At 64.9% G+C, this 15199-nt stretch carries 17 protein-coding genes; 7 read left to right on the top strand and 10 right to left on the bottom strand.

Features of this window, described 5'->3' with window-relative positions:
- Positions 1–44: 44 nt before the first annotated feature.
- The 3 genes from LGY53_RS28030 (at position 45) to LGY53_RS44225 (ending at position 3395) form a co-directional block, all read left to right on the top strand.
- On the top strand, positions 45–1055 hold the full coding sequence (locus LGY53_RS28030; protein WP_225729707.1) for a Gfo/Idh/MocA family oxidoreductase: 1011 nt from the start codon (positions 45–47) through the stop codon (positions 1053–1055).
- Between the two features lie 645 nt (positions 1056–1700).
- Positions 1701–2201 (top strand): endonuclease domain-containing protein, encoded by a 501-nt coding sequence (locus LGY53_RS28025; protein WP_225729706.1) that lies wholly within the window; start codon positions 1701–1703, stop codon positions 2199–2201.
- 159 nt (positions 2202–2360) lie between these two features.
- Complete coding sequence (locus LGY53_RS44225) at positions 2361–3395, top strand: HNH endonuclease (protein ID WP_225729705.1); 1035 nt, start codon at positions 2361–2363, stop codon at positions 3393–3395.
- On the opposite strand, the gene LGY53_RS28015 is transcribed toward LGY53_RS44225, so the two are convergent.
- Both LGY53_RS28015 and LGY53_RS28010 read right to left on the bottom strand, forming a co-directional pair.
- Positions 3376–4773, bottom strand: coding sequence for a VWA domain-containing protein (locus LGY53_RS28015; RefSeq protein WP_225729704.1), 1398 nt, complete (start codon positions 4771–4773; stop codon positions 3376–3378). The genes LGY53_RS44225 and LGY53_RS28015 overlap by 20 nt on opposite strands.
- Before the next feature lie 999 nt (positions 4774–5772).
- Positions 5773–6666 carry a MoxR family ATPase gene (locus LGY53_RS28010; RefSeq protein WP_225729703.1) on the bottom strand — a complete coding sequence of 298 codons (894 nt, stop codon included), beginning with the start codon at positions 6664–6666 and terminating at the stop codon, positions 5773–5775.
- Positions 6667–6726: 60 nt separating this feature from the next.
- Here LGY53_RS28010 and LGY53_RS28005 point away from each other — a divergent pair, with 60 nt between their 5' ends.
- Positions 6727–7149, top strand: a complete 423-nt coding sequence (locus tag LGY53_RS28005; protein WP_225729702.1) for a PPOX class F420-dependent oxidoreductase — start codon at positions 6727–6729, stop codon at positions 7147–7149.
- 1 nt (position 7150) lies between these two features.
- On the opposite strand, the gene LGY53_RS28000 is transcribed toward LGY53_RS28005, so the two are convergent.
- The 4 genes from LGY53_RS28000 to LGY53_RS27985 form a co-directional block, all read right to left on the bottom strand.
- Positions 7151–7534, bottom strand: coding sequence for a VOC family protein (locus LGY53_RS28000; protein ID WP_225729701.1), 384 nt, complete (start codon positions 7532–7534; stop codon positions 7151–7153).
- Positions 7535–7554: 20 nt separating this feature from the next.
- Positions 7555–8022 carry a nitroreductase/quinone reductase family protein gene (locus tag LGY53_RS27995; protein WP_225729700.1) on the bottom strand — a complete coding sequence of 156 codons (468 nt, stop codon included), beginning with the start codon at positions 8020–8022 and terminating at the stop codon, positions 7555–7557.
- 25 nt (positions 8023–8047) lie between these two features.
- On the bottom strand, positions 8048–8440 hold the full coding sequence (locus tag LGY53_RS27990; protein ID WP_255670239.1) for a nitroreductase family deazaflavin-dependent oxidoreductase: 393 nt from the start codon (positions 8438–8440) through the stop codon (positions 8048–8050).
- A gap of 62 nt (positions 8441–8502) precedes the next feature.
- A complete protein-coding gene (locus LGY53_RS27985; protein WP_225729698.1) occupies positions 8503–9591 on the bottom strand; it encodes a questin oxidase family protein in 1089 nt (362 codons plus the stop codon).
- Positions 9592–9655: 64 nt separating this feature from the next.
- On the opposite strand from LGY53_RS27985, the gene LGY53_RS27980 reads away from it, so the two are divergent.
- Positions 9656–10153 carry a MarR family winged helix-turn-helix transcriptional regulator gene (locus tag LGY53_RS27980; protein ID WP_225729697.1) on the top strand — a complete coding sequence of 166 codons (498 nt, stop codon included), beginning with the start codon at positions 9656–9658 and terminating at the stop codon, positions 10151–10153.
- A gap of 107 nt (positions 10154–10260) precedes the next feature.
- On the opposite strand, the gene LGY53_RS27975 is transcribed toward LGY53_RS27980, so the two are convergent.
- A complete protein-coding gene (locus LGY53_RS27975) occupies positions 10261–11616 on the bottom strand; it encodes a DUF2252 domain-containing protein (RefSeq protein ID WP_225729696.1) in 1356 nt (451 codons plus the stop codon).
- 252 nt (positions 11617–11868) lie between these two features.
- Between LGY53_RS27975 and LGY53_RS27970 the strand changes: the two genes are divergently transcribed.
- Positions 11869–12174 (top strand): hypothetical protein, encoded by a 306-nt coding sequence (locus LGY53_RS27970; RefSeq protein ID WP_225729695.1) that lies wholly within the window; start codon positions 11869–11871, stop codon positions 12172–12174.
- Between the two features lie 66 nt (positions 12175–12240).
- On the opposite strand, the gene LGY53_RS27965 is transcribed toward LGY53_RS27970, so the two are convergent.
- The 3 genes from LGY53_RS27965 to LGY53_RS27955 form a co-directional block, all read right to left on the bottom strand.
- Complete coding sequence (locus LGY53_RS27965) at positions 12241–12489, bottom strand: hypothetical protein (protein ID WP_225729694.1); 249 nt, start codon at positions 12487–12489, stop codon at positions 12241–12243.
- Positions 12490–12900 carry a DUF6247 family protein gene (locus tag LGY53_RS27960; protein ID WP_225729693.1) on the bottom strand — a complete coding sequence of 137 codons (411 nt, stop codon included), beginning with the start codon at positions 12898–12900 and terminating at the stop codon, positions 12490–12492.
- Between the two features lie 118 nt (positions 12901–13018).
- On the bottom strand, positions 13019–13492 hold the full coding sequence (locus tag LGY53_RS27955; RefSeq protein ID WP_225729692.1) for a MarR family winged helix-turn-helix transcriptional regulator: 474 nt from the start codon (positions 13490–13492) through the stop codon (positions 13019–13021).
- 136 nt (positions 13493–13628) lie between these two features.
- Here LGY53_RS27955 and LGY53_RS27950 point away from each other — a divergent pair, with 136 nt between their 5' ends.
- Positions 13629–15137 carry an FAD-dependent monooxygenase gene (locus tag LGY53_RS27950; RefSeq protein WP_225729691.1) on the top strand — a complete coding sequence of 503 codons (1509 nt, stop codon included), beginning with the start codon at positions 13629–13631 and terminating at the stop codon, positions 15135–15137.
- Positions 15138–15199: the final 62 nt, after the last annotated feature.

Genomic DNA, 15199 nt, shown 5'->3' with positions numbered 1-15199 from the left:
ACCCGGCGTGTACGCGCGTCGGCATCGCATCAGAAGGAGAGTCGATGAACGCCGTCACCATAGGCCTCGCGGGGACCGGGCGGATCGGGACCGCCCACGCCGAAACACTGAAGAACCTGGCCGGCGTCGGCACCGTCGTGGTCGCCGACGCCGACGCCGAACGCGCGCGCACCGCCGCAACCAAACTCGGCGTCGAATTCGCCGCCGATATCGACGCGCTGTTCGCCACCCGCCTGGACGGCGTCGTGATCGCGACCGCCACCGACTCCCATCCCGAACTCATCACCAGGGCAGTCGATCTCGGCATTCCGGTGTTCTGCGAGAAACCGGTCGCCGCCGATATCGCGGGCACCGTCACCGTCCTCGACCACCTCCGGGACGCGACCGTCCCGGTGCAGATCGGCTTCCAGCGCCGATTCGACGCCGGCTACCGGGCCGCCCGCTCCGCCGTCGCCTCCGGCGACCTCGGCTGGCTGCACACCCTGCGCGCGACCACCCTCGACCCGGCCCCGCCGCCCGCCGAATACATTCCGCGCTCCGGCGGCATCTTCCGCGACTGCGGCGTACACGATTTCGACATCATCCGCTGGGTCACCGGCCGCGAGGTCACCGAGGTATACGCCGTCGGAGCCAACCGCGGCGACGAATTCTTCACGGCCGCAAACGATGTCGATACCGCCGCGGTAACCCTGACCCTCGACGACGGCAGCCTCGCCACCGTATCCCTCACCCGCTACAACGGCGCGGGCTACGACGTCCGGCTGGAGGCGCTCGGCTCCCGCGCCAACGCCATCGTCGGCCTCGACGATCGCGCCCCCCTACACTCCGTCGAACCCAACTACCCCCCTTCCCCTTTCCCCGCCTACCCGGGTTTCATGGACCGCTTCCGCAGCGCATACACCGACGAACTCGCCGCCTTCCTCTCCGTCGTCCAGGGCACCATCGAAAACCCCTGCACCCCATGGGATGCCCTCGAAGCCTTCTACATCGCCGAGGCCTGCGAACTCTCCCGCGCCGAACGCCGCCCCGTCCCCGTCGCCGAGGTCCGGCGCTAGCATTCGATCGCCGACGGACTCCCCGGATTCCGTCGGCAACTCCCACCCCTCGGCGCCTTCACCCAAGCCTCATCCCCACCCGGCCCCCTCCACCACCGCCCACCCCATCACTCCCCCAAAAACACCACCAGCTCATAGGGATCGGCACAGTCGAACGTCACATTGTGAATGAGCATGCCGCCGAGCGTAGGTGCGGATGCCTGACATACGAAGCCCTAACCACGAACTACCCAATCTCCGAACGGTTTCCGACTTCCAGAGACCGGCGCCGTGGGTCCTTCGTCGGCTATGCGCCATCACCTTCGGTTCCGCTGCCACCTCCCCGCTCCGCACCGCGAGATCCAGCTGCCGAGCCGCCTCTTCCCGATCAATGTCCATCCGAAAGAACATCCCCGCAGCCACATCCTCGCTCACGCGCCAGCCTCGGCCGCACCAGGCAGACTCGCCGCGCCTGCACCGCCCAACCCGACGACTCCCGTGCCTGCGCCATCGGGCAACGCCTGAAGTCCCTCCGCCTCAGGGTTTTCCGGAAGTTGCCTGGACACTCGCTCAGCGAATTTGTCGCCTGGAAACTACAGCGGCACCGGGAACTCGCTAGCCTGCCGCCGAAACCTACCGTCCGACACCATCGTCGAGGCATGGGGCTTGCCAACGGTCGGCGCCGCCCAGACCCTGCTCGATTGTGTTTCGGTGCTACGTTCCGACAAGGCCGACCAGCTGATCGACGAACATGCCGGTCGCTCCATCGATCTGAACGATCTATTTGAACTTTCCCGCACCGGACGACATGGAGCGCCAGCCCTGCGCAAGCAACTCCGCGAAGCCGCCTTGAACGCCGCGTCCGACCCGGAGGGTCTCTTCGCCCGCGCTTTGGCGCGCCGCAACCTACATCTACTCTCGAACCACCCCGTCGGACCGTACTTCGGTGACTTCGTCGACGAACGCTCACGCACCATCATCGAGATAGACGGACGCGAATTCCACAGCGAGTCAAGCGCATTCCGCCACGATCGCCGCCGCCAGAACTGGCTACTGCTGCACGGCTGGCCGGTGCTGCGCTACGCCGCGGCGGACGTGTACACCGCGATCGATACCTGCGCCGACGAGGTCGTTGCCGTTATCCGTCAGCGACGGCAGACTTCGTGATCCGACGCCTGCACCGACGAGGTTGCCAACGGCATGCGACACCAACGCAAGCCTCGTAACCCCGGCCTGAGCGGACACTTTCGGCCCCTGAAGGCCCTGTCAGGCCCTTCAACGGACGAAAATGTCCGCTCAGGCCGGAGGGTATGCCAGACTCGGTGCGTGGAAATCGGGGAAGAACTCGACCTACGGCTGCGGATCTTTGATCGTCTCGCGCAGGAACTTGCCGCGAAAGGTTCATTGACCAGGGACGAACTGACAGAATTCCCGGTCGACGGAACGAGTTATCGGCTCATCGACCGCAATAGAGGCATCTGGAACCCACGGGGGTTCGCGGCAACTCTGTCTATTCTGTCCAAACCCGACAGCCAATATCAGGATGATGCAGTCGGCGAATCGCTCTTCGGATACGCATATCGTGCCGGGAGCATGCGAGGTGACAACACCAAACTCCGACGCGCAGTGGAGCTGAAACTGCCTGTGATCCTGCTCCGGTGGATTGCGGACGGTATATACGTCCCGATAGCTCCCGTTTATGTGGTAGCGGATGATATGCCGAACCAGCGGGTCATCCTGGCGATGGATGAGACTTTGCGGGAGGTTGCCGATCCGCTACACCTGCAACCGCTCGAGCGGGCGTACGCCACCCGGATCACCAGACAGCGGCTACACCAACCGGAGTTTCGCGCCCGAATACTGCAGGCATATCAGCATCGGTGCGGAGTCTGCAATTTGGGGCATCCGCAACTGCTGGATGCGGCTCATATCATCGCGGACACCGCATTCCACGGATTGGCCAGCACCGAGAACGGGCTTTGCCTGTGCAAGTTACATCACGCTGCTTACGACACGAATCTGCTCGGAATATCACCCACCTTCGAGATACGAATCGCACCAAAACTAATGAGAGATCGGACCACCGGCCCGACGCTGCAACATGCCTTACAAGGGGTGAATGGCACCATGCTGGTACTTCCGAAACGACGAGTGGATCATCCCGCGCCGAAGCGATTGGCAGAGCGCTTCATGGAATTCGAAAAGGCCAATGGTGTCGGCCAAGTGGATATTTCCTGGCCGACGTCGACAGCAGTTGTTCCAGCCATCGGCGCCACGTCACCGAATACTCACAACGAGGCCGGGGGTCGGGTCACCGAATACTCACAACCAGCTCGGGTGTCTACAACAGGCGGGAGATGACCTCGGCTAGCTGTTTTACGTTGCGGCATTCGTGCATGGTGATGTGGGTGGCGTAGAGGTGGGCGGCGGAGTCGCCGGTGGACCAGGAGCGGGCGGGTTCGGGGTTCAGCCAGTGGGCGTGGGTGGCGCGGGTGCAGATTGTTTGTAGGGCTTCGAGGTTGGGGGTGGTGCGGTTGGTGCGGGCGTCGCCGAGGATTAGGAGGGAGGTGCGGGGGCCGATGGCGTCCAGGTAGTTGTCGGCGAAGGTTTGGAAGGATTCGCCGTAGTTGCTGCTGCCGAAGCGGGTTACGTTGGCTTCTCGGGTGATTCGGGTTGCCAGGCCGGGGAGGGGTGGGTCGCCGGGGGTGAAGAAGGGGGTGATTTCGTCGCAGGTGTCGATGAAGCCGAAGCTGCGGACTCGGGTGAACTGGTCTTGGAGGGCTTGGACGAGTTGGAGGGTGAATTCGGCGAAACCCGTTACGGAGCCGGAGAGGTCGGCCAGGATGACGAGGTCGGGGCGGCCGTGTTTGCGGGCGCGGAGGACGGGGGTTACCGGGACGCCGCCGGTTGCCATGGAGCGGCGGAGGGTGCGGCGCATGTCGATCCGGCCGCGGACCGATTTGCGGCGGCGGGCCGCTAGGCGGGTGGCCAGTTTGCGGGCCAAAGGGGTTACGAGGCGGCGCATTTCGGCGAGGTCCTGTTCGCGGGCGCCGAGGAAGTCGATCTGGTCGGTGCTGGATTGGACGCCGCGGCGGGCGATGTAGTCGGTGCCGCGGAGTTGGGCCGAGCGGAGGCGGGCCTCGGTTTGCAAGGCGGTGCGGAAGGCGGTGAGGCGGCGATTCGCCTCGATGGTGTGCACCGCGGTGTCGAATTCGTCGGTGCGGCTGCCCATTTCAGCGACCAAGCGGTCGGCGAGATCTTCCGGGCGCAGCGCCTTCAAGGTGAGGTACGAGGACCAGCCCGCACCGGAGGCGGTGGTGACGGGCGCACTCGGTTGGCCCGCGCCCGCACCGCCGTACGCGCCCAGAGCGGTGAGGGCCTGCCTCGCCAACTCGGTAAGAGCGGCCGGATCGTCTTGCGCCAGTACCGATACCAGTTGATCACGCAGGGCTGCAACGGATTCCGGCGCTTCGTCCCGAATCGGTTCCACGCCGAGGAAGTAGAGGTCGAACAGCTGGTCGAAGACGGCGCGTTGTCCGTTGCGGCGCAACAGGGTTGCCGCCAAACCGGACCGCAGCCGGTTCGGGTCCGCTGTGCCGAGTGCGAGGATCGCTTCGGCGGCATCGACGGTTTCGCCTGGGCCCGCGGTGATCCCGTGTTCCCGCAGTAGACCGACGAAGTCGACGAGCCGGTCGGTCATCGTCTGTGCGGCGCTGCCGCCGCTGCGCACCACGGTCACCGCGCGCCGTCCGCGCACGACGCGGCGGGGGCATTCCGTTCACCCGCGCACATACATTCCGCCACAAGCGGATCCAGACGAACCGCCGTACCATCCGAGGTCGGCGCAGCCCGCAATGAACCGATGCTCACCGGCCGCACATCGAAAACCCGCCACTGTTGGTCGACGGCGACGGGTCTCCACCCCGCAATGCTTTTCGCGAGCCCAGTCGTCGGGGACGAGGATCCACCCGTGAGATCGACACCCCCGGTCATGCCGAACCCTTTCGCGCATCGTCGCGAAGCAGCGCCAACGCCCGTCGCAAGCCGTTGGTTGACTTGGCACACCCAGCCTGGAGTGGACCCGCCGGATCATGCCGAATCCCCCTCGTACACCGGTCTCGTCGTTCAGCGAGGCCAACCGCTGCGCCGCAACCCGATCGTCGGCCTGGCACACCCAAACTGGCGTAGACCTGCCGGATCATGCCGAACCCTCTCGCGCACCGATCTCGTCGTTCAACAAAGCCAACCGCCCGTCGCAAGCCGATCGCCGGCCTGGTATATCCGGACTGGAGGAGACCCGCCGGATCATGCCGAATCCCCCTCGTACACCGGTCTCGTCGTTCAGCGAGGCCAACCGCTGCGCCGCAACCCGATCGTCGGCCTGGCACACCCAAACTGGCGTAGACCTGCCGGATCATGCCGAACCCTCTCGCGCGCCGGTCCCGTCGTTCAACAAAACCAATCGCTGCGCCGCAAGCCGATGATCGGCTTGACACACTCAGACTGGAGCGGACCTGCCGGATCATGCCAAATTCCCTCGCGCACTGGTCTCGTCGTTGAGCAAAACCAGCCGTTCCGTCGCAAGCCGATGCTTCAACAACACACCCAGGTTGGGGCGGACCCGCCGGATCATTCCGAATCCCCCTCGCACACCCCTCCCGTCGTTCAACAAAGCCAACCGCTGCACCGCAACCCGATCGTCGGCCTGGCACACCCAAACTGGCGTAGACCTGCCGGGTCATGCCGAATCCCCTCGCGCACCGTTCTCATCGCGAAGCAAAGCCAACCGTTCCGTCGCAAGCCGATGATCCGCCTGGTATTTCAACAGCACGCCCAACGTGGAGCGGACGACACCGCTGGTCAGGTTTCGCGCACCCAGGGCGACCAAAGTCTTTGCCCAGTCGACGGTTTCGGCGATCGACGGCGCTTTTCGCAAGGGTAGTTCACGCAACGCGCCGACGACGCGCACCACGGGTTCGGTCAAGACGGCGTCGAGCTCCGGCACCTTCAGCCGGACGATGGCCTTCTCCAATTCCGCTGTGGGGTAATCGATGTGGAGGTACAGGCAGCGGCGTTTCAATGCCTCGGAGAGGTCGCGGTTGGCGTTGGAGGTGAGGATGACGAAGGGTTTGCGGACGGCGGTGACGGTGCCGAGTTCCGGGATGCTGATCTGATAGTCGCCCAGAACCTCGAGCAGCAGCCCCTCGAGCTCGACATCCGCCTTGTCCAGTTCGTCGATGAGCAGAACGGTGGGCGAAGAGCTTCGGATGGCGGTCAGCAGGGGACGGGCCAGCAGGAATTCCTCGGTGAAGACGTGATCGCGGGTGGCGTCCCAGCCGTCTTTTTCGGTCGAGGTGATGCGCAGCAGCTGCTTCGCGTGGTTCCACTCGTAGAGCGCGCGGGCCTCGTCGATGCCCTCGTAGCACTGCAGACGCACCAGATCGGCGGCGGCCGCGGTGGCTACGGCGCGCGCCAGTTCGGTCTTGCCGACACCGGCCGGACCCTCGATCAGGAGGGGTTTGCCCAGGTGGGCGGCGAGAAAGACGGCGGTGGCGATATCGGTGGACGGCAGGTAGCCGGCGTCGGTGAGCCGCCGCGTCACCTCATCGACCGAACCAAAGAACTTACTCATCGGTAACAGTCTAGATCGCCGGCTTGACCTGAACGAAGGTATAGGTTCTACCGTCACATCATGACTTTCACCGATGCCGAACGCACATATCTGGCCGGACAGAGCCTCGGGCGGCTGGCCACCGTCACCGCCAAAGGAGCGCCGCAGGTGCGCCCGGTCGCCTTTCAACTGAATGCGGACGGCACCATCGATATCGGCGGGCCGGATATGACCAACTCGCAGAAGTACCGGAACTTACAGAAGAACCCGCAGGTCAGCCTGGTGGTCGACGATATGACCCCGAATGAGCCGGAGCAGGTCAAGCCGGGTTGGGGCCGCGGCGTCGAGGTGCGTGGCGTGGCCGAACTGCTGACCGTCGAGGTGCCGCCGATCGCACCCGAATTCTTCAGCAAGGAGATCATCCGGATCCACCCGCGCCGCATCTCGAGCTGGCATATCGATCCGGCCGATCCGCAGGGCGGCGTGCGTAGCGTCGGCCAGTAGGTCAGCGCGCGAATCCGGTGAGCGAGAAGACATTTCCGTCCGGATCCGGGAACCAGGCGATCTTGTCGCCGCCGGGTGTCGTCCAAATACCGTCGGCGTCTTGGCCCATGCCCTCGTAGCGGAGGAATGTCACACCCGCCGCGCCGAGTTCGGCGACAGTCGCCGCGATATCCGCGACCGTCCAGCCGAGAATGGTGAACGGTTGCGGCACAAGGCTTTCCACTGCGGTAATCCGGATGGTCGCATTGCCGCCGCGAACCACACAGGCGAACGGCGTCTGCTCGACGATCGGCAAACCGAGCACGTTGCCGAAGAACCGGTGCGAACGATCCAGATCCGTCGACGGCGCGAACGCGATGACCTCGGCGGCGGCGAGTGTGCGCATGGCCCGACGCTACCCGCGCCTCACCGTGGAGACAGCCGAACGACCGAGGTCCCGCGCTCGATGGCCCGACGCAGTTGGTCGTGGTCGACGCTCCCGTCGGAAGTCAACGAAACTTGGGCGAATTTCCCGTGCGTCGGATTGCGGCGCAGGATGACCGAATACAGGTCGGTCAACCGTTCGAAGTCGGTGATCACTTCCGCATCGGCCTGAAGCTCCTTGCCGCGCAGCACAATTCGTACCGGCACCGAAGGCCGTACGTTGCGGCGCCAATTCGCCCTGGTACCGATGATGATGCGGCCCCCATATTCGGCGTATCCGACGGGATTGGTGTACTCGCGGCCGGTCTTACGACCGATGACAGTGATGAGCAGCAGTCTGCCGCTGAGCAACGGATGCAGCGGTGAGCGCAGCAGGAAGCCGACGACCGCATCGCCGATGCGCTGTAAACGGGATTGTCCGGTCGATCGAGCCTGGGTGGCGTTGGACATGTCCATTCCTTCTGTCGAATGTTCGTCATCTGCCATTCGGGATGACCCGGAACAAAGGGCAATGCGGGGCGGCCGCGGCGAAACCGTCCGGGGATTCCGAGGCGACAACGCCGTTTCTGACGAATGCCGCGACGCCTCTGGGGTTCTGGATGGGGAATTCGCGAAGGATAGAGCCGCGCTCGGCTTGCGGCACCTCCACCAGATTCACCCATTCGATCTGGCGACCTCGTGCCAGGGTTCCGTACCCGGCCGCACGAACATTCTTGACCCAGTCGGCATTTGGATACGCCTGGACGAGATAGTGCGTTCCATCGACGAGTACGGGCGCGACCGGAGTCGTGTACGGTCGCCCCGTCTTGCGTCCGGGAACGGTCAGCAGCCGCATCGGACCGAACGGCAGCCCGATCCGATGGAACAAGACGACGACCCGATTGCGAATCTTGTTCCGAGTTGTGATGGTACTCAACGGGATTCCCCTGTTCAGTGGCGAGAGATGCGCCGCTGTGCGGACATCACCGCCGCGGCGTAGCGCGGATCGGGACGAAGCAGGTGCTCTCGGAGGCAGGCTTCGGTGAATTTGATGACGTGTTCGTCGCGGTGTTCCGCTGCGCGGGCGGCCAATTCGCCGAATGCGGGCACCTCGGCGGCCCGTGCGGCGGCGAGCGCCGTGTCCTCGCCTTTCGCATCGCCGGTGGCGGTGAGCAGTAGGGCCAGATGCATCTGCCACAGCGCGGCGACTGTCGGCATGTGCAGTTCGGTCGGCAGGTGCGGCAGGACAAGCCGGGCGGCGGCGGGTGCGGTGACCGCATGCACCAGCGGAACCGGATTCCCTTGTGGGTGTGCGAGATACACGCCGGCGAATTCGGCCGTCAGCTCGGAGAGCAGCCTTTGCGGATCGAGTTCGGCCAGGGCATCCAGGTTCTCCTGATATCCGGGGCGCGTGGGCGCCAGACGCAATCGTTGCGCCAGCACTCCGATCGGCGCGGGTTTCGGCAGTGGTACGCGGGGCAGCGCGGCGACCGCCTCGGCGACCGTGCGATCACCCGCCATGCGGGCCCGCCCCGGCAATTCGTGAAATCTGGCCGCCCAGAAGGCAAGTCCCCTCGCCAGCTCGGTCAGTTGCGCCGGGCTGGGCGCGGGGGCGGCGGCCAAACCGCGTACCGCGTGCGCCGTGCGGATGAGACCGTGGGTGAGCGAGGCCATCAGGCCTGGGAGCAGCCGCGGCCACCACCGCACCAGAACTGTGCGCCAAGGAGATTCGGCCAGCTCGCGGGCGAAGAGCTGTTCCCAGTCGCCCGCTCGATCGAATTCGCCGAGCGCGCTGCGCCATGACGATTCGTCCGATGGATCGATCGCGAACCGCGGCCGCGGCGGATCGTAGAACGGCATCACGTTTCGGTAGTACTCGGTCCACGGGCCGACCTCGTCGACGAATCCGAGCGTGGCCAGCGCCTCCGCGCCCATCGGGCCGTGATTGGCCAGGTCACCGTCGGTACCGCGCTCATATCCGAGGTCATCCATCCGGGCCAGGGCCTCGTTCATCGCATCGGAGTAGTTGAGCGATCCCACTGTCGCCCACCTTTCATTCGATTTTTCGAACAGTTTGGAAATTCGAACTGTCTAAGATGGGACGGTGCCACAAGACGCCGAACCACGCAAGACTCCGCATCCGACACCGAGCGACCTCGAGATCCTCGGCTATATACCGCTACTGTCCGGCTACTTCCGGAACGTGCGGGGCGAGATGCCCGAGGAAATGCGGGCGATCTTCGAGCAGCACAAGCTGACGGCCAGGCACGGCGCGGTGCTCCCCCAGCTCATGAGCGGAGAAGCGGTGAGCGTGAGTGAGCTCGCCGGACGGCTCGGCGTATCCCTTTCGACCGCGAGCGAACTCGTCGGCGACCTGAGCCGCGCCGGCTTGGCCACCCGGCAGGAAGATCCGGGCAACCGGCGGCGCACCCTGGTGACATTGCCGGAGCAGCATCGGCGAGCGGTCGAATCCTTCATCGCCGCCCGTTCGGCGCCGCTGCTGCGGGCGCTCGCGCGCCTATCTCCGCGTGATCGAGTCGGTTTCCTCGCGGGATTGACCGAATGGGCACACGAGGTTCAGGGGTACGGCGCCGACTGCTGAGCACATTCCGCACGCTGGAGCTCGGCCCCGCGAGCGGACGACGTCGATCATGCGAGTACCTCTCGCAAGAACTCCGCCGCACCGACGGCAGCGCCCATCGAACCTGATCAATACGCCGTCGCCGCGGCCTTCACCCGCCCCGACTCGATCGCATCGAGCAGCGCCTTGTGATCGGCCAGCGTCTGATCCGCGTACGCGAGCGCGAAATCGCCCATGGCACGGTCGAATCCGTCACCGGAGCCGAGATAGGCGGCGATGGCGACACGGTCACCGGAGCGCGCGTGGGCGCGGGCCAGCGTATGCCCGCAGAGCGCGGCGTACTGGCGCAGCGTCGGACGGGACAGATCCTCGATGGCGGCGGAACCCTTCATATCGCGCAGCTGTCGCCAGTAGTAGTGGTGGTCGTCCGGGCCCGTCGCCCAACCCAGAAAGATGTCGCTGGATGTTTGCATGAGCCGCTGCCCGTGCACTACCCGGTGGCCCTGATGCTTCTGTTTGCTCGGCCGCAGATGCGGCGCGAGCACCGATTCCTGCGCCTCTTTCACCTGGAGGAAGAGCGGGCTGCCGGTGGTGGTATCGGCAAGCAGCGCAATGAAACACCGGGTTCCGACGCTGCCGACGCCCACTACCTTCCGCGCGGCATCCACCAGCCGGTATCGGTCGATCAGCACCCGTCGTTCCTCGGGCAGCGTGCTGCGGTAGGCCGACAGCACGGTCTCGACCCAGACATCCTCGCCGGTCTCGATCGGAACCAGCAGCGGCGGTTGATGTTTGATCTTCGGCGTGCCGTCGGCATCCGGTTCGGTGAGCTTGCGCAGCGCCTGCAGGCTGGTGCTCTTGCGCGCGGTATCGATGGCCTGCTCGATATCCTTGCGGCGCTTGGGTTTCTGGATCAACTCACTGATCTGCTGGGTATCGACCTGCTCGTACCACACCGCGACCGCATCGGCCTCGGCCAACCGAGCCATCGTCTCGCGATAGCGCTGAGCCGCTGCGCGCACGAAATTTCCGGCCTCGTCGTCGCCGAAACCGTTGGCGCGGGCGGCAACCGCGATACTGGCGGCGAGACGTTTGACATCCCATTCGAACGGGCCGGGCAGCGTCTCGTCGAAATCGTTGAGATCGAAAACGAGTGCGCGCTCGGGCGAGGCGTACACGCCGAAGTTCGACAGGTGTGCGTCACCGCAAAGCTGAACCGTCAGTTCGGTATTCGGCGATGCCGCCAGATCGGCGGCCATGATGGCGGGTGCGCCGCGCAGGAACGGGAACGGTGCGGCCGCCATTCTGGCGTAGCGGATGGGCACCAGCTCCGGCACGCGGGTGGCGGCCTGCTGTTCGAGGATGGCGATGGGGTCTGGACGGTCGGCGGACGGCTGCCAGACGCCGAGCGCGGAGCGCGAGATCCGCTGGCGCGCGGCACGTCCGGCCGCGGCCGAGTCACGGGCGGTCGTCGCGGTTGTCATCGAATCAGTGTCGCGCGATCGTCGGCGACGCGCAATCAACCAGCTACTTCTCGGCGATTTCAGCGCTCAGGGAATCCCCCTAGTACCGCAGATGGAAGTTCCGCGAAGTCGCGTCTACACCCGTGACCTTTGCGGCGAAGTAGGCCAGAGTGTAGGCGTGCCGTTGGCGTTTCGTCGGAAAACCGGGTCGGGGCCTGGAAACGACAACGGCTTGGTGAGTAGGAGCTCACCGGAGAGTTGAAAGGATTCACGTTGTTCTCGACAACCAAGTCCAGCGCTGCCCGGCGGACCCTGGCCCGCGTGGCCGTCGCGGGTGCGCTCACGGCGATTCCGTTGACCGCGCTGGCGATCCCCGCCTCGGCCGATCCGGCCCTGCCCGGTGCCACCGAGGTGCACCACCACTGGCGCGACTGCGATGATTTCGGCCCGTTCCGCGACTGGAACTGCGACGACGGCCTCGGCCCGTTCGACAACGACTGGCATTGGCGGCACCACGACGACCCGTTCTGGCAGTTCTTCCACGGTCGTCCGTCCACCGGATCGTTCGGCAGCAGTTAGTCCCATCTCGATATGAGGCTCGGCACCATCCGAATGCCGAGCCTCATACCGTTTCGTGGCAGCGGACTACCCCACCCACTGAACTCTGATGACACTGACCAGCCGCTCCTGCTCGACGACAAGATAGGTGATCATTCCGAAGCTGCCGAAAACCAACTGACGAAGCGGCGCATCCGGATTGCGCTTGTTGACGCTGAGGCCATTCCATGGAGCCAACTCCAGCACTACCGCTGCCTCCGCATACGCGAGAAGCGCATCATCCGGAAGGTTGGCAATTTGGTCGGTCGCCTCGCCGGAGGTGTCGACCCGGTACACCTATCGCCTGTCCAATCGGGCATTGATCATGGCTTTGATGTCGGCGCTGGAGACCCATGTTCCGCGCCTCCGCCCGGCACGCATGTCCGCCATAGTCTGGTCTGCTAGTTCGAGAAGCCGGAAATAGCTACCCGGATCGGTCATCTCCGCGTGCGCTGTGATCCGCCACTGGGCAAGGAAATCGTGCACGACAGTGAGATCGCACTCGTCTCTGGCCTGATCCATTGTCTCTCGCCAAAGGCGATCGAATTCCACCGCGACATCAGCTGGCAGGCACGCCCGAATCGCCGCAGGATCGGCATCCGGGATCCGGGGCGGCTCAGGCAGGGCGGCAGAGGTCATGCAGTAGATCATAGCCGCTGCGTATCCGATCAACGCCGCCTTCAGTTGGCCGACAGCAGCGATTGTCATCGGCCGGGCAAAGCCTTGGCAGCGCACCAGTCCTTGATGGCCCCACCAGCCCGATAAACTCGGGCATACACTGACCCAGCGGATCCGATGGCAGGACTTGCACCGATTGCGCTCTCGCTCAACCCTTTTCGGTCGTCGACCGATGTGCAACGAGATCGTCGACGAGCCGTCCGAGTAGCGTGGCCAACTGCCGCCGGTCTGCTGCGGACCACCCCGATAACGCTCCGGCGAACCAAGCCCGGACCTCGCTTGTGTAGCGGTCGACCAGTCGCTGTCCCTGTGATGTCAGCGCGACTCTTCGTGCGCGCCGATCGTCCGGGTCCACCACCCGGGCCACCAGCTCACGTTGTTCCAGCCCGTTGATGTGCCGGGTCACATGCGGTCCTTCGACCTGCATCTGTGCGGCGATCTCTCCGACCCGCAGCGGTTCTCCTGCCCCGTCGAGGATCACCAGAATCGTCATGGCGGGTCGTTCCAGCGACAGTCCGGCCGAGCGAATGATGTTGTCGTATAGGCGTCCTCGGTTGAGGACCGCGCTCAGCAGCGTCAGCCGGGGGAACAGCTCTCCCATGATGTCGTCGGATTCCGGCACACACCCTCCTTGTTAGATACCTAAGTTAGGTATACAGTTCTCTCATCCCCAACAGCGACAGCGGGAAACTTCAACCCGGAAAAGTATACCTAAGTTAGGTAATAGAGTCTCGCGCCCAGATCTCCGAGGAACCACCATGACCACCACCGATGTACTGATCGTCGGCGCGGGCCCCACCGGACTGACCCTGGCCTGCGAACTCGCCCGCCGCGGCGTCGCCCACGAGCTCATCGACAAACTCCCCCAACATAATTCGGCGTCTCGCGCCAAGACCATCCAGCCGCGTTCACTCGAGATCGCCGACGATCTCGGTATCGCGGAACGCATCGTCGACCGGGGCGCGATCCACGTGCCGACCCGTCACTACAGCGGGGCTCGAATCCTTTCCGAGGCCGTGGAGGCGGCGATCGGCGTACCAGCGACACCCGCGACGCCGTATCCCGCACCGGTCTGGATCGCGCAGCCGTATGTCGAAGCGGCACTGCGGGATCGGCTCGCCGAACTTGGCGGCGAGCTACACCTTGGCACCGAAGTCGTTGACCTTGAACAACACCCGGACTTCGTCACAGTGACGGTTATGAAAGGCGGTCGGCGCGAAGAGATTCGGACCCGATACGTCGTCGGCTGCGACGGCGGGCGCAGCGCGGTTCGCGAGCTGGCCGGGTTGCGGCTCACCGGCACCTCGTACGAGCGGCACCGCTGGTACCTCGGCGATGTGCGGATCACCGGTCTGGATCGCGGCGCGCAACATCTATGGATGAACGACGGCGTCCTGTCGCTGTTTCCGTTGCCGCACACCGATATCTGGCAATTCCAGGCCAGCATTCCGGCCGACGACGAGCAGCCGGCCGCGCCGTCGCTCGCGCACTACCGGAGGATCTTCGCCGAACGCGCCGGACTGCCCGGCGTCGAGATCACCGACCCGACCTGGCTGTCCCTGTATCAGATCAATGTGGCCATGGTGGACCGCTACCGAACCGATCGGGTATTCCTGGCGGGCGATGCCGCACATATCCATTCGCCGGGCGGCGGCCAGGGCATGAACACCGGCATACAAGACGCGTACAACCTGGGCTGGAAGCTCACCGCCGCACTACGCGGCACCGACGACATACTGGAAACCTATGCGGCGGAACGTCTTCCGGTGGCCCGCGCGGTGCTCGACGATTCGACGGCCCGCCTGCACATGGTCATGCGCGCCGCCGCGGTGAACGACGGCTCCGCCGCACAGCGGCAACTCACCGACGAATTCGCCACCGGACTCACCATCGCGTACCCGGACAGCCCGCTGACGGATCGCGCACAGCTGCCGGAATCCGGTATCCGACCGGGTGAGCGCGCTCCCGACGCCATCTGCCGCGACCCCGAAACCGGCCGCAAGACAAGGCTTTTCGATCTCTTCCGGGGAACCCACTGGACCCTGCTGGATTTCGGCGGCCATGCCGAGCCCGCGAAATCGGCCGGCCTGCGGGTCTATCGAATCACGCAGCGCGAGAAAGGTCCCGGAGCGATCGTGGATACCGACTGTCTCACGCGCGAAAGCTACGGCGTTGATGACGGAGAGCTTGTCCTGGTACGCCCGGACGGGTATGTCGCGACGAGGACGAAATCATCGGCGGATATCGAGCGTTGGATCCCGGCCTGAGCGGACAATATCCAAACCAATTCGCTGAAATCCCGCATCAGACAGCCGATTTTGTCCGTCTA

The sequence above is a fragment of the Nocardia sp. JCM 34519.1 genome (assembly GCF_020361265.1).
GTDB lineage: Bacteria > Actinomycetota > Actinomycetes > Mycobacteriales > Mycobacteriaceae > Nocardia > Nocardia arthritidis_A.
This window is presented reverse-complemented; position numbering and strand designations above follow the sequence as displayed.

What these genes read in the sequence shown, in the direction of transcription:
- LGY53_RS28030 (WP_225729707.1), top strand. Translation starts at nt 45, where the DNA reads ATGAACGCCGTCACCATAGGCCTCGCGGGGACCGGGCGGATCGGGACC.
- LGY53_RS28010 (WP_225729703.1), bottom strand. Translation starts at nt 6,666, where the DNA reads ATGAGTAAGTTCTTTGGTTCGGTCGATGAGGTGACGCGGCGGCTCACC.
- LGY53_RS28005 (WP_225729702.1), top strand. Translation starts at nt 6,727, where the DNA reads ATGACTTTCACCGATGCCGAACGCACATATCTGGCCGGACAGAGCCTC.
- LGY53_RS28000 (WP_225729701.1), bottom strand. Translation starts at nt 7,534, where the DNA reads ATGCGCACACTCGCCGCCGCCGAGGTCATCGCGTTCGCGCCGTCGACG.
- LGY53_RS27995 (WP_225729700.1), bottom strand. Translation starts at nt 8,022, where the DNA reads ATGTCCAACGCCACCCAGGCTCGATCGACCGGACAATCCCGTTTACAG.
- LGY53_RS27975 (WP_225729696.1), bottom strand. Translation starts at nt 11,616, where the DNA reads ATGACAACCGCGACGACCGCCCGTGACTCGGCCGCGGCCGGACGTGCC.
- LGY53_RS27960 (WP_225729693.1), bottom strand. Translation starts at nt 12,900, where the DNA reads ATGACAATCGCTGCTGTCGGCCAACTGAAGGCGGCGTTGATCGGATAC.
- LGY53_RS27950 (WP_225729691.1), top strand. Translation starts at nt 13,629, where the DNA reads ATGACCACCACCGATGTACTGATCGTCGGCGCGGGCCCCACCGGACTG.